This is a genomic window from Janthinobacterium sp. LM6, assembly GCF_002002885.1.
GTDB classification, from domain to species: Bacteria; Pseudomonadota; Gammaproteobacteria; order Burkholderiales; family Burkholderiaceae_D; genus Janthinobacterium; species Janthinobacterium kumbetense.
The window spans coordinates 3388893-3403920 of record NZ_CP019510.1; the positions used below are offsets into that span (position 1 = coordinate 3388893).

At 67.0% G+C, this 15028-nt stretch carries 11 protein-coding genes; 2 read left to right on the forward strand and 9 right to left on the reverse strand.

Features of this window, described 5'->3' with window-relative positions; all coding sequences use genetic code 11:
- Positions 1 to 3: 3 nt before the first annotated feature.
- Genes BZG29_RS14915 through BZG29_RS14940 form a run of 6 tightly spaced genes read right to left on the reverse strand, consistent with a single transcriptional unit; the run spans position 4 to position 7003 of the window.
- On the reverse strand, positions 4 to 1086 hold the full coding sequence (locus BZG29_RS14915; RefSeq protein ID WP_150130920.1) for a FemAB family XrtA/PEP-CTERM system-associated protein: 1083 nt from the start codon (positions 1084 to 1086) through the stop codon (positions 4 to 6).
- Positions 1083 to 1943, reverse strand: a complete 861-nt coding sequence (locus BZG29_RS14920; RefSeq protein ID WP_077409116.1) for an XrtA system polysaccharide deacetylase — start codon at positions 1941 to 1943, stop codon at positions 1083 to 1085. The genes BZG29_RS14915 and BZG29_RS14920 overlap by 4 nt, the downstream gene beginning before the upstream one ends.
- On the reverse strand, positions 1940 to 3100 hold the full coding sequence (wecB, locus tag BZG29_RS14925) for a non-hydrolyzing UDP-N-acetylglucosamine 2-epimerase (protein ID WP_077404222.1): 1161 nt from the start codon (positions 3098 to 3100) through the stop codon (positions 1940 to 1942). The genes BZG29_RS14920 and wecB overlap by 4 nt, the downstream gene beginning before the upstream one ends.
- Before the next feature lie 10 nt (positions 3101 to 3110).
- Positions 3111 to 4640, reverse strand: a complete 1530-nt coding sequence (locus tag BZG29_RS14930) for a TIGR03016 family PEP-CTERM system-associated outer membrane protein (protein ID WP_077404225.1) — start codon at positions 4638 to 4640, stop codon at positions 3111 to 3113.
- Complete coding sequence (locus tag BZG29_RS14935; RefSeq protein ID WP_077404228.1) at positions 4624 to 5457, reverse strand: XrtA-associated tyrosine autokinase; 834 nt, start codon at positions 5455 to 5457, stop codon at positions 4624 to 4626. Before BZG29_RS14935 ends, BZG29_RS14930 begins: the two co-directional genes overlap by 17 nt.
- 16 nt (positions 5458 to 5473) lie before the next feature.
- Positions 5474 to 7003: an XrtA system polysaccharide chain length determinant gene (locus BZG29_RS14940; RefSeq protein ID WP_077404231.1), complete on the reverse strand. Its 1530-nt coding sequence runs from the start codon at positions 7001 to 7003 to the stop codon at positions 5474 to 5476.
- A gap of 243 nt (positions 7004 to 7246) precedes the next feature.
- On the opposite strand from BZG29_RS14940, the gene BZG29_RS14945 reads away from it, so the two are divergent.
- On the forward strand, positions 7247 to 7870 hold the full coding sequence (locus tag BZG29_RS14945; protein WP_077404235.1) for an XrtA/PEP-CTERM system exopolysaccharide export protein: 624 nt from the start codon (positions 7247 to 7249) through the stop codon (positions 7868 to 7870).
- A 200-nt stretch (positions 7871 to 8070) separates the two neighbouring features.
- On the forward strand, positions 8071 to 8817 hold the full coding sequence (locus BZG29_RS14950) for a long-chain N-acyl amino acid synthase (protein ID WP_077404238.1): 747 nt from the start codon (positions 8071 to 8073) through the stop codon (positions 8815 to 8817).
- 4 nt (positions 8818 to 8821) lie between these two features.
- Here BZG29_RS14950 and BZG29_RS14955 read toward each other — a convergent pair whose 3' ends face one another.
- Genes BZG29_RS14955 through prsT form a run of 3 tightly spaced genes read right to left on the reverse strand, consistent with a single transcriptional unit; the run spans position 8822 to position 14850 of the window.
- Entirely contained in the window at positions 8822 to 9586 is a 765-nt protein-coding gene (locus tag BZG29_RS14955) for a serine protease (RefSeq protein ID WP_077404241.1), read from the reverse strand.
- Entirely contained in the window at positions 9583 to 12063 is a 2481-nt protein-coding gene (locus BZG29_RS14960) for a hypothetical protein (protein WP_077404244.1), read from the reverse strand. The genes BZG29_RS14955 and BZG29_RS14960 overlap by 4 nt, the downstream gene beginning before the upstream one ends.
- Before the next feature lie 3 nt (positions 12064 to 12066).
- Positions 12067 to 14850, reverse strand: coding sequence for an XrtA/PEP-CTERM system TPR-repeat protein PrsT (gene prsT, locus BZG29_RS14965; RefSeq protein WP_077404247.1), 2784 nt, complete (start codon positions 14848 to 14850; stop codon positions 12067 to 12069).
- Positions 14851 to 15028: the final 178 nt, after the last annotated feature.

The following is a 15028-nucleotide window of genomic DNA, read 5'->3' on the forward strand; positions in this document are numbered from 1 at the left end:
TGCTTAGCCCAGTTGCCGCACGATGTGCGGCCCCAGCAGGTTGGCCAGCGGCAGCGGCAGGCGGCGCCAGGCGCGGATGAACAGCGCGTATTTCGGATTCAGGGGATTGACTTCCGGCAACGCCTTGGCGCGCACGAGCCGGCAGGCATACGGCAGCGGCTGCGGCGTAAAACCCCAGTTCTTCTTGAAGTCGTATGCCCCGGTGCCGAGCTTGCTGCGGCCGAAATCGAACAGGCGGCAGCCGCGCGCGCTGGCGCGGCGCATCGCTTCCCAGTACATGAAATCGTTGGCGCCCGTGCGGCGCGCCAGCACGCTGCCGCCGCCATAATACGGCAGCACTTCATCGCGGAAATAGAACAGCAGCACGCTCGCTTGCGCCTGCTGGCCGTGGTACACGGTGAGGATCTCGCAATCGCCGCCAAACACCGTGCGCAGCAGGGCAAAGTGGCGGCGCGCGAAGACGGGCGTGCCCAGCCGGTGCACGCTGGATGCGTAGAGCGGGTAGAAACGTTCGAGGTCATAGTCGATGGCGCTGTGCAGGCCGCCCGCCATGGCCTTGCGCACGACGGCGCGCTGCTTGCGGGGGATCGCCAGCAGATTCTGTTCCGCCTCGGGGTGCAAGGCGCGGCGGAAGGTCGCGTACAGGGGTTTATGCAGCCAGGCCGTGTCCGGCTGTTGTTCCACCTCGCGCCAGCGGTATTCCAGGTGGCCCACGCCGAGGCGCCGGGCCAGCGCCAGCGCCGCGCCGTCGAGGGCCAGTCGCACGGCCGCGCTGCCGCCGGCGATGCCGCCGTACACGCAAAAGGGCAGCGAAACGAGGGACGAACCGAACAGGCGGCTGCGCAGGTGGGCCAGCGGCAGCACGCCGGCGATGCGCCCGTGCTGTTCCGCGTACAGGAAATGGCTGTCGTGCCGGAAACCCTGCTGCATGATGGTGTGCCAGCCGGCGCGGTGGAAGAAGGTCGCGTCCGGGCACGTGTCGACGAAGGCATCCCAGCGCGCATGCTCGTGCCCCTGCAGCGAGCGCACGGCGATGGCGGCGCTGCACTGTAGCGTGTCGGGAGGAAGGCTGGCCTCGTGCATCATGTGCTTTCCAAAAAAATACGGTCCATGCGGTCCCAGGAGAAATCGCGCGTCAGGCGCGCCAGCCGCGCTTCCATGCGACCCAGGTTCAGGTAGTGGCGAAAGCGCGTCCTGGCGTCGAGGCCGGCCGGGCGCGGCTGGCCGGGATCGAGTTCCCAGGGATGAAAATAGAATATGCCAGCTTGCCCGTCGCGCGAATTGATGCGTCGCAAAAGCCAGCGCGACAGTGCATACGGCATCAACCTGAAATAACCGCCGCCGCCGGCCGGCACGTTGCGCCCGCGCAGGCGCACGGTACTGACGGGCAATTCCAGCACGCCCTGCGGTCCCCGCGGGCGCCAGGCGAAGCGCGGTGCGTCGGGCATGCCGTAGTGGTCGTGGCGGATCGGGTAAATGCTGGAACTGTAGCGGTAGCCCGCTTCCTGCAGCACGTCGAAGGCCCACAGGTTGGCCGCGCCGATGGAAAAGCTGGGCGCCCGGTAGCCGTGCACGGCCAGCCCCGTTATTTGTTCCAGGATGGTCTTGCTGCGGCGCACGTCGTCGGCGAATTGCGCGGCCGACTGGTCGCAGGCGCGCAGGTGCGCATAGCCGTGGCTGGCCACTTCGTGTCCGGCGTCCGCCACGCGGCGCAGCATGGCCGGATAGCGCTCGGCGATCCAGCCCAGGGTAAAAAAGGTGGCGTGGATGCGCCGGCCTTCCAGCAGCAGCAGGATGCGCTCGATATTCGCCTCGACCCGGCATTCCAGGCGGGGCCAGTCGGCGCGCGCGATGTGCGGCGCGAAGGCGGACACCTGAAAATAGTCTTCCACGTCGACGGTCAGCGCATTCTTCAGCGCTGGCAGCAGCGCCGGCGGCGTCATGGCGGCCCCCGGCGCGCCGCCAGCCACGGCGCGACGATGGCGGCGATGCGCTCGGCCGCGTGGCCATCCCACAGGGGCGGAAGGCGACCGCGCTTGCCGCCCGTGTCCAGGATGCCCCGCGCCAGCGACAACATGGCGCCCGGCTGCGTGCCGGCCAGGGTATTCGTGCCGTCGCTGACGGTGACGGGCCGCTCCGTCGTGTCGCGCAGGGTCAGGCAGGGCACGCCCAGGGCCGTGCTTTCTTCCTGCACGCCGCCCGAATCGGTCAGCACCAGGCGCGCCTCTTGCATCAGGCCCAGCATTTCCAGGTAGCCCAGCGGCGGCAGGCAGACGATGGCCTGCCGCGCCAGCAATGGTTCCAGGCCCGCCAGGCGCAGGCCGGCCAGGGTGCGCGGGTGGATGGGAAACAGCAGCGGCAACTGGCGGGACAGCTGTCCCAGCGCCTGCAGCAGCGCTTCGAGTTGCGCCGGATCATCCACGTTCGACGGCCGGTGCAGGGTCAACAGGCCATACGCGGGCGGGCAGGCGTGGCCGTGGGCGCGCAGGGTGGCGGCGGGCGCTACGGCGCGCGGCAACTGCTGCCGCAGGCTGTCGATCATGACGTTGCCCGTGAAGTGGATGCGTTCGGCGGCGATGCCTTCGCGCAGCAGGTTGGCGCGCGCGCCTTCCTCGCTGGTCAGCAGCAGGCTTGATAACTGGTCCGTCAGCACGCGGTTGATTTCCTCGGGCATGCGCCGGTCGCCGCTGCGCAAGCCCGCCTCGACGTGGATCACGGGCGTGCCGCGCTTGGCCGCCACCAGCGCGCACGCCAGCGTGGAATTGACGTCGCCCACCACCAGCACGGCATCGGGCGCCAGCGGCGGATGGGCGTCGAGTACGGCGTCGAAGCGGCGCATGATCTCGGCCGTCTGCTGCGCGTGGTTGCCGGAGCCGACGTCGAGGGCGATGTCGGGCGGGCGCATGTCCAGGTCGGCAAACAGCTGCGCGTTCATGGCCGTGTCGTAATGCTGGCCCGTATGCAGCAAGGTCACGCGCACGGCGGGCGCCTGGCGCGCCAGGGCGGCCAGGATGGGCGCCATCTTCATCAGGTTGGGACGCGCGGCCACCACGCACAGCAGGTGCGCCGGCGCGGCGGATGACGGCGAGGGGTCGGGCATTGCGGGCTCCTTAGAATTGCATGGTGAGCGTGGCGCTGACGCCGTTTTCGCGGTAGTCGCCGCCGCGGTTGCTGGCGTGCCGCGTGTGCCGCACGTCGATGCTGGCCGTCATGTCCGGCTGCAGGATGCGCGTGTAGCCGGCCGTCAGGGTGATGTTGTTGTCGCGCCGGGGCGCGCTCAGCGAACGCACGCCGGCGTAGCCGGCATTGACATTGACGGTGGTGCGCGAATTGGCTTGCCAGCCCCAGCCCAGGTTGGCGCCGACCTGGCGCGTGCGGTCTTCGCTGCCGAATTCCACGCCGGGCAGCAAGCCGCTGTCGATGCCGCTGGCCGTTTGCGCCGTGCGGTCGACGGCCGTGACGCCGACGATCATCGTGCTTTTCGCCGTGGCGCGCGCCATCGTCAGCTTCAGCTGCTTTTGCAGGAAATAGCGGTGGCTGAAGTAATTGATGGCGCCCCGTTCCGGTCCCAGGCTGTTGGCGTAGCGCAGGAAGGCATCGATGCGCAAGCGCCGGTCGCGCGCATTGGGAAAGATGCCGCGCCACAATTGATCGAGCAGCCGGCCCGCATCGCGGTCGCCCAGGCGCGAAAACTGCGTCGGCATGGTGGTGATGTTTTCGCTGTAGCTCAGCTGCCAATTGGTATGGCGCTGCAGGAAGGTGGCGTCCAGGCTGTAGGTGGTGCCGAAGAAGCGCTTGCCCGTGCTGAAGGCCACGCTGGTACGCGGCGACGGCGTCCACACGCCGCCCAGCGACCAGAAGCGGCCCGCCGGCGCCTTGCCGCTGGTCGACAGATAGCCTTCCTTTTCCATGCCGCCGCTGGCCGTGGCCGCCCACTTGCTGCTGAAGGGATAGCGCAAGCCCGCGCTGCTGCGCTGCATGCGCACGGGCGCCAGCTTGCTGTCCTGCGTGCGGCGCACGTCGTGGCTGGCGTTCCAGGTCCAGCCCTTGCCGCGCGGCTCGCCGTTGAGCAGCAACTCCATTTCATCGCTGTGCACGGAGAGCAGGTCGCCGCCGCTGTCGACCGTGTTGCGCGTGTAGCGCAGCTCGGCCGCGGCCAGGCCGCGGAAACGGTGGCGCAGGTAGGGGCTGATGCCCGTTGTGCGCACGGTGCTGGCATTGTCCGTGTCGGGCAGGTCGTCGATCAGTTGCGGGCCGAATGGCGAGATGTTGCGCCGGCTCACGCTGGCGTCCGCATCGATGAAGAACCAGTCCTGCACCAGCTCGGCGTCGGCCGAGGCGCGCAGTTCGTGGGTATCCGTATCGGCGCGCTGCCCCGACAGGTATTTGCGCCAGCTGTAGTCGAGGTGCACGCGCAGGCGGGGACCCGTGCCGATGAGGGCGATGGCGGGCGCGATTTCCGTGATGAAGTCCGATTGCGCCTGGCCGGACGGTGCGCGCAAGGCATTGTCCGTATAGCTTTCGCGCAGGCGCAGCGACGGTTTCACCAGCCAGTCGACGGCGCCGGCCGGCAGGGGCAGCAGCAGGGACAGGAACGGCAGCAGCGGCAGCGGAACCCGGCCGCTAGTCGTAATAGCCATAGCCGTAGTAGTCGTTGCCGGGGAACGATTTGGTCTTGTTGTAGATCAAATGAATGTGTTCGCACGACTCGATCTGGCGCAGCGCTTCCTTGACGGCGTGCTGCGTCGTCGTTTCCGCCTCGACTACCATCACCACTTGCCCCATCTGCCCGACCAGCGCGTGCGCCTCGCTGGTGATCAGCAGGGGCGGCGAATCGAAGATGACGACGCGGTCGCTGTAGCGGCTGGCAATTTCCGCCAGCAGGCGGCTCATGGCGCGGCTGGCCAGCAATTCCGTCGCATGCTTGTTGCTGCGCCCGGCGGGCAGGATGCTCAGGTTGGCCACGTTGGTTTTCAGGATCACGTCGCCCATGGCCAGTTGCGGGTCGAGCAGCACGTCCATCAGCCCCGGCTCCGGCGGCAGGCCCAGCACTTTCAGCACGGACGGGCGCGCCACGTCGGCATCGACCAGCAGCACCGTGATATCCATTTCCATGGCGATGCTCATGGCCAGGTTGACGGCGCAGTAGGTCTTGCCTTCGCCCGGCATGGCGCTGGTGACGACGATCAGGTTGCCGTGGCGGATGGCCTCGGCGCCGCTGGCGCGCGCCTGGCGCAGCAGCGGGCGCTTGATGATGCGGAAATCCTCGGCCACCGAGCTGCGTCCGCCTTCCTGCGTGAGCATGCCTTGCTCCGCCAGCCGGGCCAGGTTCAGGGGACGGTACTGGGGCGACCGGGCCGCGTCCGCGCTATCCGGGCCCGCCGCAACGTAGGGCACGCCGGCCTCGGCCACGCCCAGTATCGTCGGTTCCTGCTTGCCGCTGTCCTTGCTGCTCATCGTCGCTCCCCGGGATCTAGAATTTCAGCAGCGCGGCCGTCATGACCCCGCCGTACAGCACGAACAGGCTGCCCAGGCAGGCGCCGAAGCCGTAGCGTGCGCGGCGGCGGCGCACCTGCTGCAGCGCCGTCCAGTTCATCGATACCGTGCCCAGCACGTTCAAGCCCGTGGCGTCGCGCAGTTCGGCGGGGCTGAGGAAGGTGGGACGCACCTGGCTGATGAGCAAGGCCGCGGCGACGCCGGCCACCAGGGCCGCGCCCAGCGCCGCGGAAAACAGCAGCGGGCGGTTCGGGCCGACGGGCGCATATTGCACCGTGGGCGGGTCGATGATCTTGAAGGCCATCATCTCCGTGGTGGAACTGAGTTCGCCCGACAGCTTGGCCGCTTCGCGCCGGCCGATCAGCTTTTCATAGTTTTCCTTGTTGATGATGTAGTCGCGGTTCAGCTGCGCCAGCTGCGATTCCACCTCGGGCACGGCAGTGCTCTGCGCCAGCAGGCGTTCATTGCGCGCGTTGTATTCCTGCACCCGGGCCTTGATGGCGGCCACCTTGGCGTCCGCATCCGTCAGCGCCACCTTCAGCTGCTGCAGCATGGGGCTGTAGTTCTTGCCCGGGTCGCCGGCCGCCGTTTTCAGCTTGCTTTCCTCGATCTTGCGTTCTTCCAGCTGGGCAATGAGGCGCTTCGAGGCGATGATGTCGGGGTGCAGTTCCGTAAATTGCATGCGCAGGCTGTCGAGGTTCTTGTTGAGCGAGGCGATGCGCTCGTCGAGTTCGGGATTCGCGATGGCCGATGCGTTCGGCTCCAGGTCGAGCACGGGCTCGTCGCCTTCGATCTGGCTCTGGATGGCCTTGCGCGCCTGTTCCGCTTCGACCAGTTCCAGCTTGGCATTGTTCAGGCTATCGGACGACATCTGCAGCTGGCTGCCATAGTCGATGCCCTGGCGCGGCAGCAGCAGCGTGTTGCGGATCTTGAATTCCTTCACGAGGTTTTCCGCCGCGCTCAGCTTGTCCTCGTAATTCTTGATCTGCTCGTCGATGAATTGCACCGCCTTTTGCGAATCGCCTTTTTTCCCCTGGAAACTGCCTTCGACAAAGATGGTGAGCAGGCTTTGCACCACGTCGCGCACCAGCTTCGGGTCGCGCCCGCTGTAGCTGATCGTGTAGATGTCATACGCGTTGGTGCCCGTGATCTTGATGCGGCTCATCAAATCGTCGAGCTGGGCCTCGTGTTCGCGCACGGTCTTCGAATCGAGGTCGAGGTCGACCATGCGCATGACGCGCTCCACGTTCGGGCGGCTGAGCAGGGTGCGGCTCATGATGGCCACCTGCTGTTCCGTGTTCGGCACGCTGGTCATGCCGGCCATCAGCGGCTTGAGGATGGTTTGCGTATCGACAAACACGCGCGCCGACGTCTGGAAGTCGTCGGGCAGGGTGATCACCTTGATGAAGCCGACGACGGCCACCAGCCACGCCACCAGCACCGCATGCCAGCGGTACTTCCAGATGCCTTTCAGGCTGGAAAGCAATTGCTGTATCAATACTTCCATGTCGCTTCCTTCAGGTGACGGTGCTGCACGGTCGATGGGCTGGCGACGGCGTCTTGCAAGAAATGCTTGCCTGTTGAGTAAGCAAAGTATAGGGCGGCTGGGAGGCAAAATTTCCCAAGATGATTGCTTCTTGATACGCCTCAAGGTTGACTTGCCGGGTTTTAATAATCATAGGAAGTTCGCGGCCCAGGCTGGTTCTGCGGGGCCGGCCATGGACGCGCCATCGACTCGAAGAGGCTCCGCATGAATCCGTTTCGCCGTGCATTTGTCTGCAATACGCTGGGCCTGGCCTTGGCCGCCGGCCTGCTGGGCGCCTGCCGCACGTCCCATCCGCTGGCGCCCTCCGACGACAGCGCGCCCATGCACGACTACCTGATCGGACCTGGCGACTCCGTCAACATCATCGTCTGGCGCAACCCGGAAGTGTCGCTGACGGTGGCCGTGCGGCCGGACGGCAAGATCACCACGCCGCTGGTCGAGGATTTGCCCGCCAGCGGCAAGACCTCGACCCAGCTGGCGCGCGACATAGAGCAAGCGTTGGGCAAGTTCATCCAGCAGCCCGTGGTAACGGTCATCGTCACCAATTTCTCGGGCCCGTATGGCGAGCAGATCCGGGTTATCGGCGAGGCGGCCAAGCCGCAGGCGCTGCCGTACCGGCTGGGCATGTCGCTGATGGACGTGCTCATCGCCGTGGGCGGCATCACCGATTTTGCGGCCGGCAACAAGGCCAGCATTATCCGCATGCGCGAAGGCAACCAGCAGCAGCTGGGCGTGCGCCTCGACGACCTGCTGAAGAATGGCGATATTTCCGCCAACGTCATGATGCGCCCGGGCGACGTGCTGCTGATACCGGAGAGCTTCTTTTAACAGCGGACTCGGCAATATCAAAACAGCATTTATATTTGTCATTTTGTACTTGCGGGCAAATTTCAGCATGCAATTTTGCTATTAAATAGCATATTTCTTCTGTTTTTTTTGCCTGGCGCGGGAACTTCTCCAGTTTTTCTCTTGTCACAAGGCATTGGCTTCAGTCCGTCTCGACGGCAGCCGATGAACGTGAGGACAAGATGAGCTTTGAAGATGAACCCATAATTTCCTTCGACACGCCGGGCAATTTCAGTGACATGGTGGTGGGCGAGGGGCAGATCGACCCGGCCATGGAGCATGAGCTCGACCTGCAGCGCTTTCATATCCGCATGGCCAATTCGCGCGGCCGGCGCGAGGCGGCCAGTTTGCTGATCCGCAAGATGTACGGCTGGCGCGGCTATGCCGTCGATCCCGGCATCGCGCATGCCCTGAATAAAATCACGCTGTTTGCGGAAACGGCCGGCACCACGGTCGGCACCATGACCCTGTGCCTCGACAATGACGAGACCGGCTTGCCGGCCGATGACAACTTCCGCGACAAGCTCGACGTCCTGCGCGAGGAAGGCCGGCGTCTGTGCGAACCGTCGCGCCTGGCCATCGACAAGGGGGTGAGCAAGCGCGTGTTCGCGGCGCTGATTCATATCTCTTATATCTATGCCCACAATATTCACGGCTTTACGGATTACGTGATCGAAGTCAACCCGCGCCACGTGGTGTTTTACAAGCGCATGCTGGGTTTCCAGGACTTCGGCGGCGAGCGCGAGTGCACGCGCGTGGGGGCGCCGGCCGTGCTGCTACGGCTGGACCTCGATTACATGGGGGCCCAGATCCGTAAATACGGTGGCCTGATGGAACAGCATGGGGGTGAACGGTCGTTTTACCCCTTTTTTTTTCCGACATGGGATGAGCCTGGCATTACGGACCGGCTGAGGCAGGGGCGCAACTGATCACTCATTTGTTTTTCAGCAAGAGCGTCTGCATGTAGCTGCCCGGAATCGCGTAAGTGATGCCGCTCGGGGCGCTGATGGCCGCCTCCTTGAGGCCCTTGACGTACACCATGTTGACGATGCCGTAGACGAGACCGGTCTCGGGATCGAACAGGGGGCTGCCGCTGCTGCCCGGATACGCCGTCGCGTCCAGCTGGAACACGGTGTAGGGCGCTTTTTGCAGCTGCGCCAGGCGCCGGATGTCGAGGCGCTGCGCGTTTTCGCTGGGCATGACCACCGGCGTCAGCGATGACACGGTGGCGCGGTGCGTCACGTGGTGCAGTCCGAGCAAGGTGCCCAGCGGAAACCCTGTAAACGCCATGGCCTGGCCTTCGCGCACCGTGGCCGCGTCGCCCAGCGCCAGGGCGGGCAGGGGCGCGCCCGCCAGGCGCAGCAAGGCCAGGTCGTGTTCCGTGTCCAGCGCCTGGACCCTGGCGGGGCGAAATTGCGCCGCCTCGCCCTGGCCCGTGAGGATGCCGATGACTTCGTTCGGATTGGCGTCGAGCAGCTTCTGGATCACGTGGGCACAGGTCAGCACGCTCAAGCCGTCGCCCGTCACGAAACCCGTGCCGATGAAATTCATCGGCGGCGTGCGCGTCTTTTGCAGGCTGCCCACGCCGACGATCGATGGTTTGATGCGCGCGATGGTTTGCGCCAGCGGCGCGTCGGCGCGGCACGGCGCGCTGGCCAGGGCCAGGCAAAATAGCAGGGCGGAAAACAGGGCTGTCATGGCGGCGCGCTTTCAAGGTGGGGAGGAGGCGGGGAGGGCGCGGGCTGCAGCAGCGCGCACAGCAGCATCAGATAGCACAGCAGGGCGAGGCGCGGCACGTCGAGCAGGCTGTCGAACAGGCCGACGACGAGAAAGCCCAGCAGGGCGGCGGCGCAGGCCAGCGCGCCCGGGTCGCCCCGCCCGGCGCGGCGCAGCAGGCGCAGGCCGGCCACGGCCAGCAGGGCCAGCAAGGACAGTGCGCCGCACCAGCCCGTTTCCACCAGCACATGCAGCGCCATGCTCTTGATATGCCACGGCAAGTGATGGTGGTCGCTGCTGAAAAACCAGTAATTGTTAGCCTGCGTAAAATGGCCGTTGGCGATCAGTTCCTCGCCGCCGGGTGCGCGCAGGCTCAGGTTGTCGACGTCCAGCACGGACGAGGCGGCCGTGCCGCTGGCCGCCAGTTCCAGCTGCACGGGCGGGCGCAGCAGCCAGGCGCCCGTGCCCAGCCAGGCGCTGTCGAACGGCAGGTCATAGTGTTGCCAGGCCGCCGGCGCATTGCCGGGCGGGGGCGGGCGCAGGCGCAGGGGGATTTTCACGCAATTTTGTGCATACAGCAATTGCCGCTGGCACAGGCGCACCTGCAGCACGGGCATGGGGCCGCTTCTGCGCACGTCGAGCGCCAGGGTGTAGCGCGTGGCCGGCTGCACGCGCAGGCGTTGCAGCAGCCGCAGCAGTTCGCCATAGCCGGCGCTGTAGCCGGGACTGGCCAGGCGCACATAATAATTGCCGGGCGCGCCCCTGTCCTCTGCATACGCGATGCTGGCCGGCACCTCGCGCCCCGGATTGTGCCAGTAATATGTGGCGGGAAAGCTGCCGCTGCCCATGCCGAACAGGCGGTCGCCCCAGTCGGGCGGCTGCATGGCCAGCACTTGCCGCCAGTGGCGCAAGCGGCCCTGCATGTCGAAGGCCGTGGTGGCGAAACGTTCGGTGGCGTAATAGCTGGCCGACACGGGGATGGCCAGCAACAGCAGGATGCCGGCCGCGCCCGCGATGCTCAGGCTGGCCCGGTCCAGCCGCCACAGCGGCGGGTGCAAGCGTCCGTTGCCCAGCATCAGCATGGCCAGCAGCACCACCAGGCCGGCCGGCGGCAGGGCGGCAGCACCGGCCCAGTGCCAGCCTATCCAGGCGAGATTGCATGCCAGCATGGTCCACGCCATCATCGCCAGGCCCAGCCTGGCTGGACCCTTGCCGCCGGCGCCGCCCGGCCACAGCGTGCCCGTCAGCAGCACGGCGGCCAGCAGGAACAGGAAATACGGGCCTTTCAGCCAGCCGGCCGTTGGCTGGCCGGCCGGTTCCGGCCACCAGGCGGCCAGCAGACCCTGCAGGCACAGCGCGCACAGCAGGCTGGCCGGCGCCAGGCGCCACGGCAGGGGCCGCGCGGCCAGCACGAAGCTGGCGGCGAGCAGGACGGCGGCGGCCAGCAAGCCCCGGTAGCCCGCCAGGCTGAACATGTACACGAGCAGGGCGGTGCCCAGGCCGGCCAGCAGCAGCTTGAGCAAGACGCCGCGCACAGGCGGGCGGCCGGGCGGGCGCCGCGCCGCGCCGGGCGGTGTCCGCAGGGCTTGCCACAAGGCCAGCAGCATGGCCGCCGCCAGGGCCGCGTACAAGCCCCGTGAAAAGGTGGTGAACGCCGCGTGCAGGGCCAGGGCCAGCAGCAGCAAGGCCAGCGCCGCCTGCCAGCGGCTGCGGGCGCGCGCCAGCCACAGCGCGGCAAACGGCAGGCTCAGGGCCAGGTAGCCGTCCAGCGCGGCGCCGCCCGTGTGCATGGCGGAAAACGGCGCCGTGATGCGGTAGTCGCTCGACAGGTTCAGCAGGCCGGGAAACACGGCCCGTTCCCACAGGGCGAACAGGGACACCATGGCCAGCCCGGCCAGCATGCCCGGCAGCGCGTAGCGGCGCAGGGCGTGCGGACTCGCGTCGCGCAGCAGCAGCGGCAGCAGCAGCATGCTCCAGGCCCAGGCTTTGCCCAACCGCAAACTGTTGTAGGGGCTCAAATAATTATCCCAGGCATTCAGGTCGAGCGGCGCCCGCGGCAGGAGGCCGCGCAGCAGCGCCGCCAGCCAGGCCAGGCTGCACAGCAGCAAACATAGGCGGGCGGCGGGCGACAGCCGCGCCGCTGCCGGCTGGCCTGGTCCGCCCAGGCGCCAATAGCCGCAGGCCACCGTCAGCATCAGCAGCACGTCGATTTCTTCGAGGAAGAACCAGCCCGTCCACGGCGCCAGGTCCAGCACGGGCAGCAGGGCGGGCACGCAGAACAGCCAGCAGGCGGGGCGCCAGCACAGCAGCAGGAAATACGCGGGCAGCAGGATGGCAAACAGCAGGCCGGGCCAGCCGTGGCCCAGCGGATAATGGCGCAGGGCCAGCACGCAGGCCGCGCCCGCCAGCAGGGCCAGCGGCCGCGCCGCCGCGCCGGGCATGGCCGCTTGCACAGCCATGGCCTACAACTGGGTCAGCAAGGCCTGCGCCGCGGCCCGCTGCGGAAAGTCCTTGTTGGCGGCCAGCAGTTGTTCCAGTTGCTTGCGCGCACCGCCCTTGTCGCCCGATTTCGCCAGGGCCGCGCCCAGGTGGTACTGCACTTCGGGCGATGCGGGCGCCAGGCCCGCCGCCTTGCGCAGCAGCGTCGTGGCGCGCTTGACGTCGCCTTGCTCCAGCGCGATCCAGCCCAGGGTGTCGAGCACGGCGGCATTCTCGGGCGCCAGTTTCAGCGCCTGCTCGGCCGTGGCCAGCGCGCGCGGATCCTTTTCCTGCTGATACGCCCAGGCCAGGTCGTTCAAGGCCACCACGTTGCCCGCATCCTTGGCGACGACATACTGGAACTGTTCGATGGCGGCGCGGTATTGCTTCGCTGCTAGCCGGGTGCCCGCCAGGTAGGTGCGCGTCGGCAAGTCTTCCGGATGCTCTTTCAGCCACGCGGCCATGCGCGCATCGGCTTCGCGCTCCTGTCCCGACGCCTGCAAGGCGCGGTACAGCTGCACCTGCAAGGGGCCGATGGGACTGATGCCGAAGGCGTGCTGGTACAGTTTGACGGCTTGCTGCGGCAGCTTTTGCTCCATCAGCACGTCGCCTTCGAGCTTGTAGCCGGCCGCCAGCTTCGGCTGCTGTTCCTGCACCTGCCGCGCCACGGCCAGCGCTTCGCGCTGGCGGTTCAGGGTCAGCAGCATGGCCACTTCCACCACGCGCGCTTCCAGCAGGGCCGGGTCCAGCGTCTGCGCCCGCTTGACGGCTTGCAGCGCATTATGATGGTCGCCCAGCGCCATGTGCAGGCTGGCGATGCGCATCTGCAAGGGGGCCGACGTGCTCTGTATGCTGGCCAGCTTGATGTAGCTGTCGAGCGCAGCCGGCGCCAGGCCGGCGCTGTATTCCACCTGGGCGCGCAGGGCCAGCGCATCGGCGTCGCCCGGATGTCCGGTCTGCAGGGTGCGCGCCAGTTCCAGCGCCTTGTCGGGCGCACCCGTCTTCAGGTAAAAATTACTTAGCAGCAGGGCCGGCGCGACGGCGTCGGGATTGTCGCGGTGGGCCCGTTCGAGCCAGCGCCGCGCCTCGTCCGTCTTGCCCTCTGATGCGGCCAGCTTGGCCAGCGCCGCGCACAGGTCGGCATTCTTCGGCGCCTTCGCCAGCGCCCGCTCGAAGCGCTGCCTGGCTTGCTCCGGCTTTTTCTCGACCAGGTCGAGCTGCGCCAGGTTGTTCAGGGCGGGCAGGTAGACCGGGTCCATGCCCAGCGCTTGCTCGAAGCTGGCGCGCGCGGCCGGCAAATCGCGCAAGGCCAGGTAGACGCCGCCTTTCAGGTTCAGCAGCAAGGGATTCGTGCCTTTCTGCTGTTGCTCCATCATCTTGACGCTGGCCAGGGCCTTGTCGTTCTGCTTGTTGCGCAGCAAGGTCATCACCAGCATGGTGCCCGCCTGCGGCGTGCTCTTGTCGAGCATGTGGGCGCGTTCCAGTTCACTGATGGCGCGGCTGTTTTCGCCCATGCCCAGGCGGCTGATGCCCAGCGCCGCGTGCAGCTTGGCCGTGTCCGGCGCCAGGGTGCTGGCCTGTTCGAAATACGCTGCCGCCTTGTCGTACTGGCGCGCGCGCAAGTGGGCTTCGCCGGCCAGCGACAGCAATTCCACGTCTTCGGGGTAGGCGGCCAGCATCGGTTGCAGCAAGTCGATCGCCGCGTCGGTCTTGTTGCGCATCAATTCGATCGACGCCATCATCTTGACGGCATACAAATGCCGCGGATATGCGGCCAGGAAGCGCCGCAGGTAGTTTTCCGCCTGGGGCGGCGAGCCGAGCGCCAGTTGCACGGCGCCGGCCAGCAGGATGGACGGCATGTGGTCGGGCGCTGCCTTGAGCACCAGTTGCAAGCCTTGCAAGGCCGCCTTGTGCTTGCCTTCGCGGAAATCGAGCAGCGCCTGGGTTTGCAGCAAGCCCAGGCTGTTGGGCGCCGTCTTGCGCGCCGTGGCCAGCTGGGCCGCCGCTTCCAGGTAGCGGTTTTCCAGGATGTCGAGGTTGGCCAGGTCGATGTGCGCCTGGGTATTGTCCGGCTTTATCTTGAGGATCTGCATGTAGGCGAGCCGCGCCGCGCCATTCTTGCCTTGCAGGCGCAGCAGGTCGCCCTGCAGGCGCAAGGCGTCGAGGTTGGCGGGCGCGCCTTTCAACGCTTGCGCCAGCAGCAGCTCGGCCGCCGGCACCTGCTGCTGCAGCGCCGCCAGGCGCGCCAGGCCCAGCAAGGCTTCGAGCTGGTCCGGATGGGCTTCCAGCAGGCGCGCGTACACGGCGCGCGCCTCGTCCTGGCGGCCCAGGGCCAGCAAGGCGTCGCCGCGCAGGGCCAGCACGCTGGCGGGCTGCGCCGCATCGTCGGGGATCTCGGCCAGCACCTTGTCGAACTGGCCCAGCATCAGCCAGGCCTTGCCCAGCAATGGCATCACTTGCTGCGATGCCAGGCCCAGCGATTTTGCCTTGCGCAATTCTTTCTCGGCCGACAGCGCTTCGCCCGTGTCGATGTAGATGCTGCCCAGCAGCAAGCGCGCGGCCTTGTTGTCCGGCTCCTTTTGCAGCAAGTTCTTCAACTGGATGATGGCGGCGCGCGCTTCGCCTTTCTGGCGGTACTGCTGCGCGTCGGCCAGCAGGGTTTCGCTGCTCTGCGTGCCGTGGCAAGCCGTCAGCAGGGGCAGCAGCAGGGTGCAGCACAGCGCGGCGGCCGGCAGGCCGGGGAAAGGGCGGGGCAGGGAACGGGCCATGGAAGTCTCCGGTAGCGGCGTGCATGAGGGATAGGCATGGCCTAGCTTAAAAAGATGGCCGCCGCTCTCCTTGATTGCGCTCAACAAGCCGCCGATTCTCCGCGCGCCTGCCGGCCGCCGCCCCGCGTTCCTTGTTCCCGCTCAAGAATGTCCGGACCGGCGACCGTAGAATTTCCCG

Bases quoted from the DNA above. Each gene is read 5' to 3' on its own strand.
- BZG29_RS14915 (WP_150130920.1), bottom strand. From the start codon at position 1,086: ATGATGCACGAGGCCAGCCTTCCTCCCGACACGCTACAGTGCAGCGCC.
- BZG29_RS14920 (WP_077409116.1), bottom strand. From the start codon at position 1,943: ATGACGCCGCCGGCGCTGCTGCCAGCGCTGAAGAATGCGCTGACCGTC.
- wecB (WP_077404222.1), bottom strand. From the start codon at position 3,100: ATGCCCGACCCCTCGCCGTCATCCGCCGCGCCGGCGCACCTGCTGTGC.
- BZG29_RS14930 (WP_077404225.1), bottom strand. From the start codon at position 4,640: ATGGCTATTACGACTAGCGGCCGGGTTCCGCTGCCGCTGCTGCCGTTC.
- BZG29_RS14935 (WP_077404228.1), bottom strand. From the start codon at position 5,457: ATGAGCAGCAAGGACAGCGGCAAGCAGGAACCGACGATACTGGGCGTG.
- BZG29_RS14940 (WP_077404231.1), bottom strand. From the start codon at position 7,003: ATGGAAGTATTGATACAGCAATTGCTTTCCAGCCTGAAAGGCATCTGG.
- BZG29_RS14945 (WP_077404235.1), top strand. From the start codon at position 7,247: ATGAATCCGTTTCGCCGTGCATTTGTCTGCAATACGCTGGGCCTGGCC.
- BZG29_RS14950 (WP_077404238.1), top strand. From the start codon at position 8,071: ATGAGCTTTGAAGATGAACCCATAATTTCCTTCGACACGCCGGGCAAT.
- BZG29_RS14955 (WP_077404241.1), bottom strand. From the start codon at position 9,586: ATGACAGCCCTGTTTTCCGCCCTGCTATTTTGCCTGGCCCTGGCCAGC.
- BZG29_RS14960 (WP_077404244.1), bottom strand. From the start codon at position 12,063: ATGGCTGTGCAAGCGGCCATGCCCGGCGCGGCGGCGCGGCCGCTGGCC.
- prsT (WP_077404247.1), bottom strand. From the start codon at position 14,850: ATGGCCCGTTCCCTGCCCCGCCCTTTCCCCGGCCTGCCGGCCGCCGCG.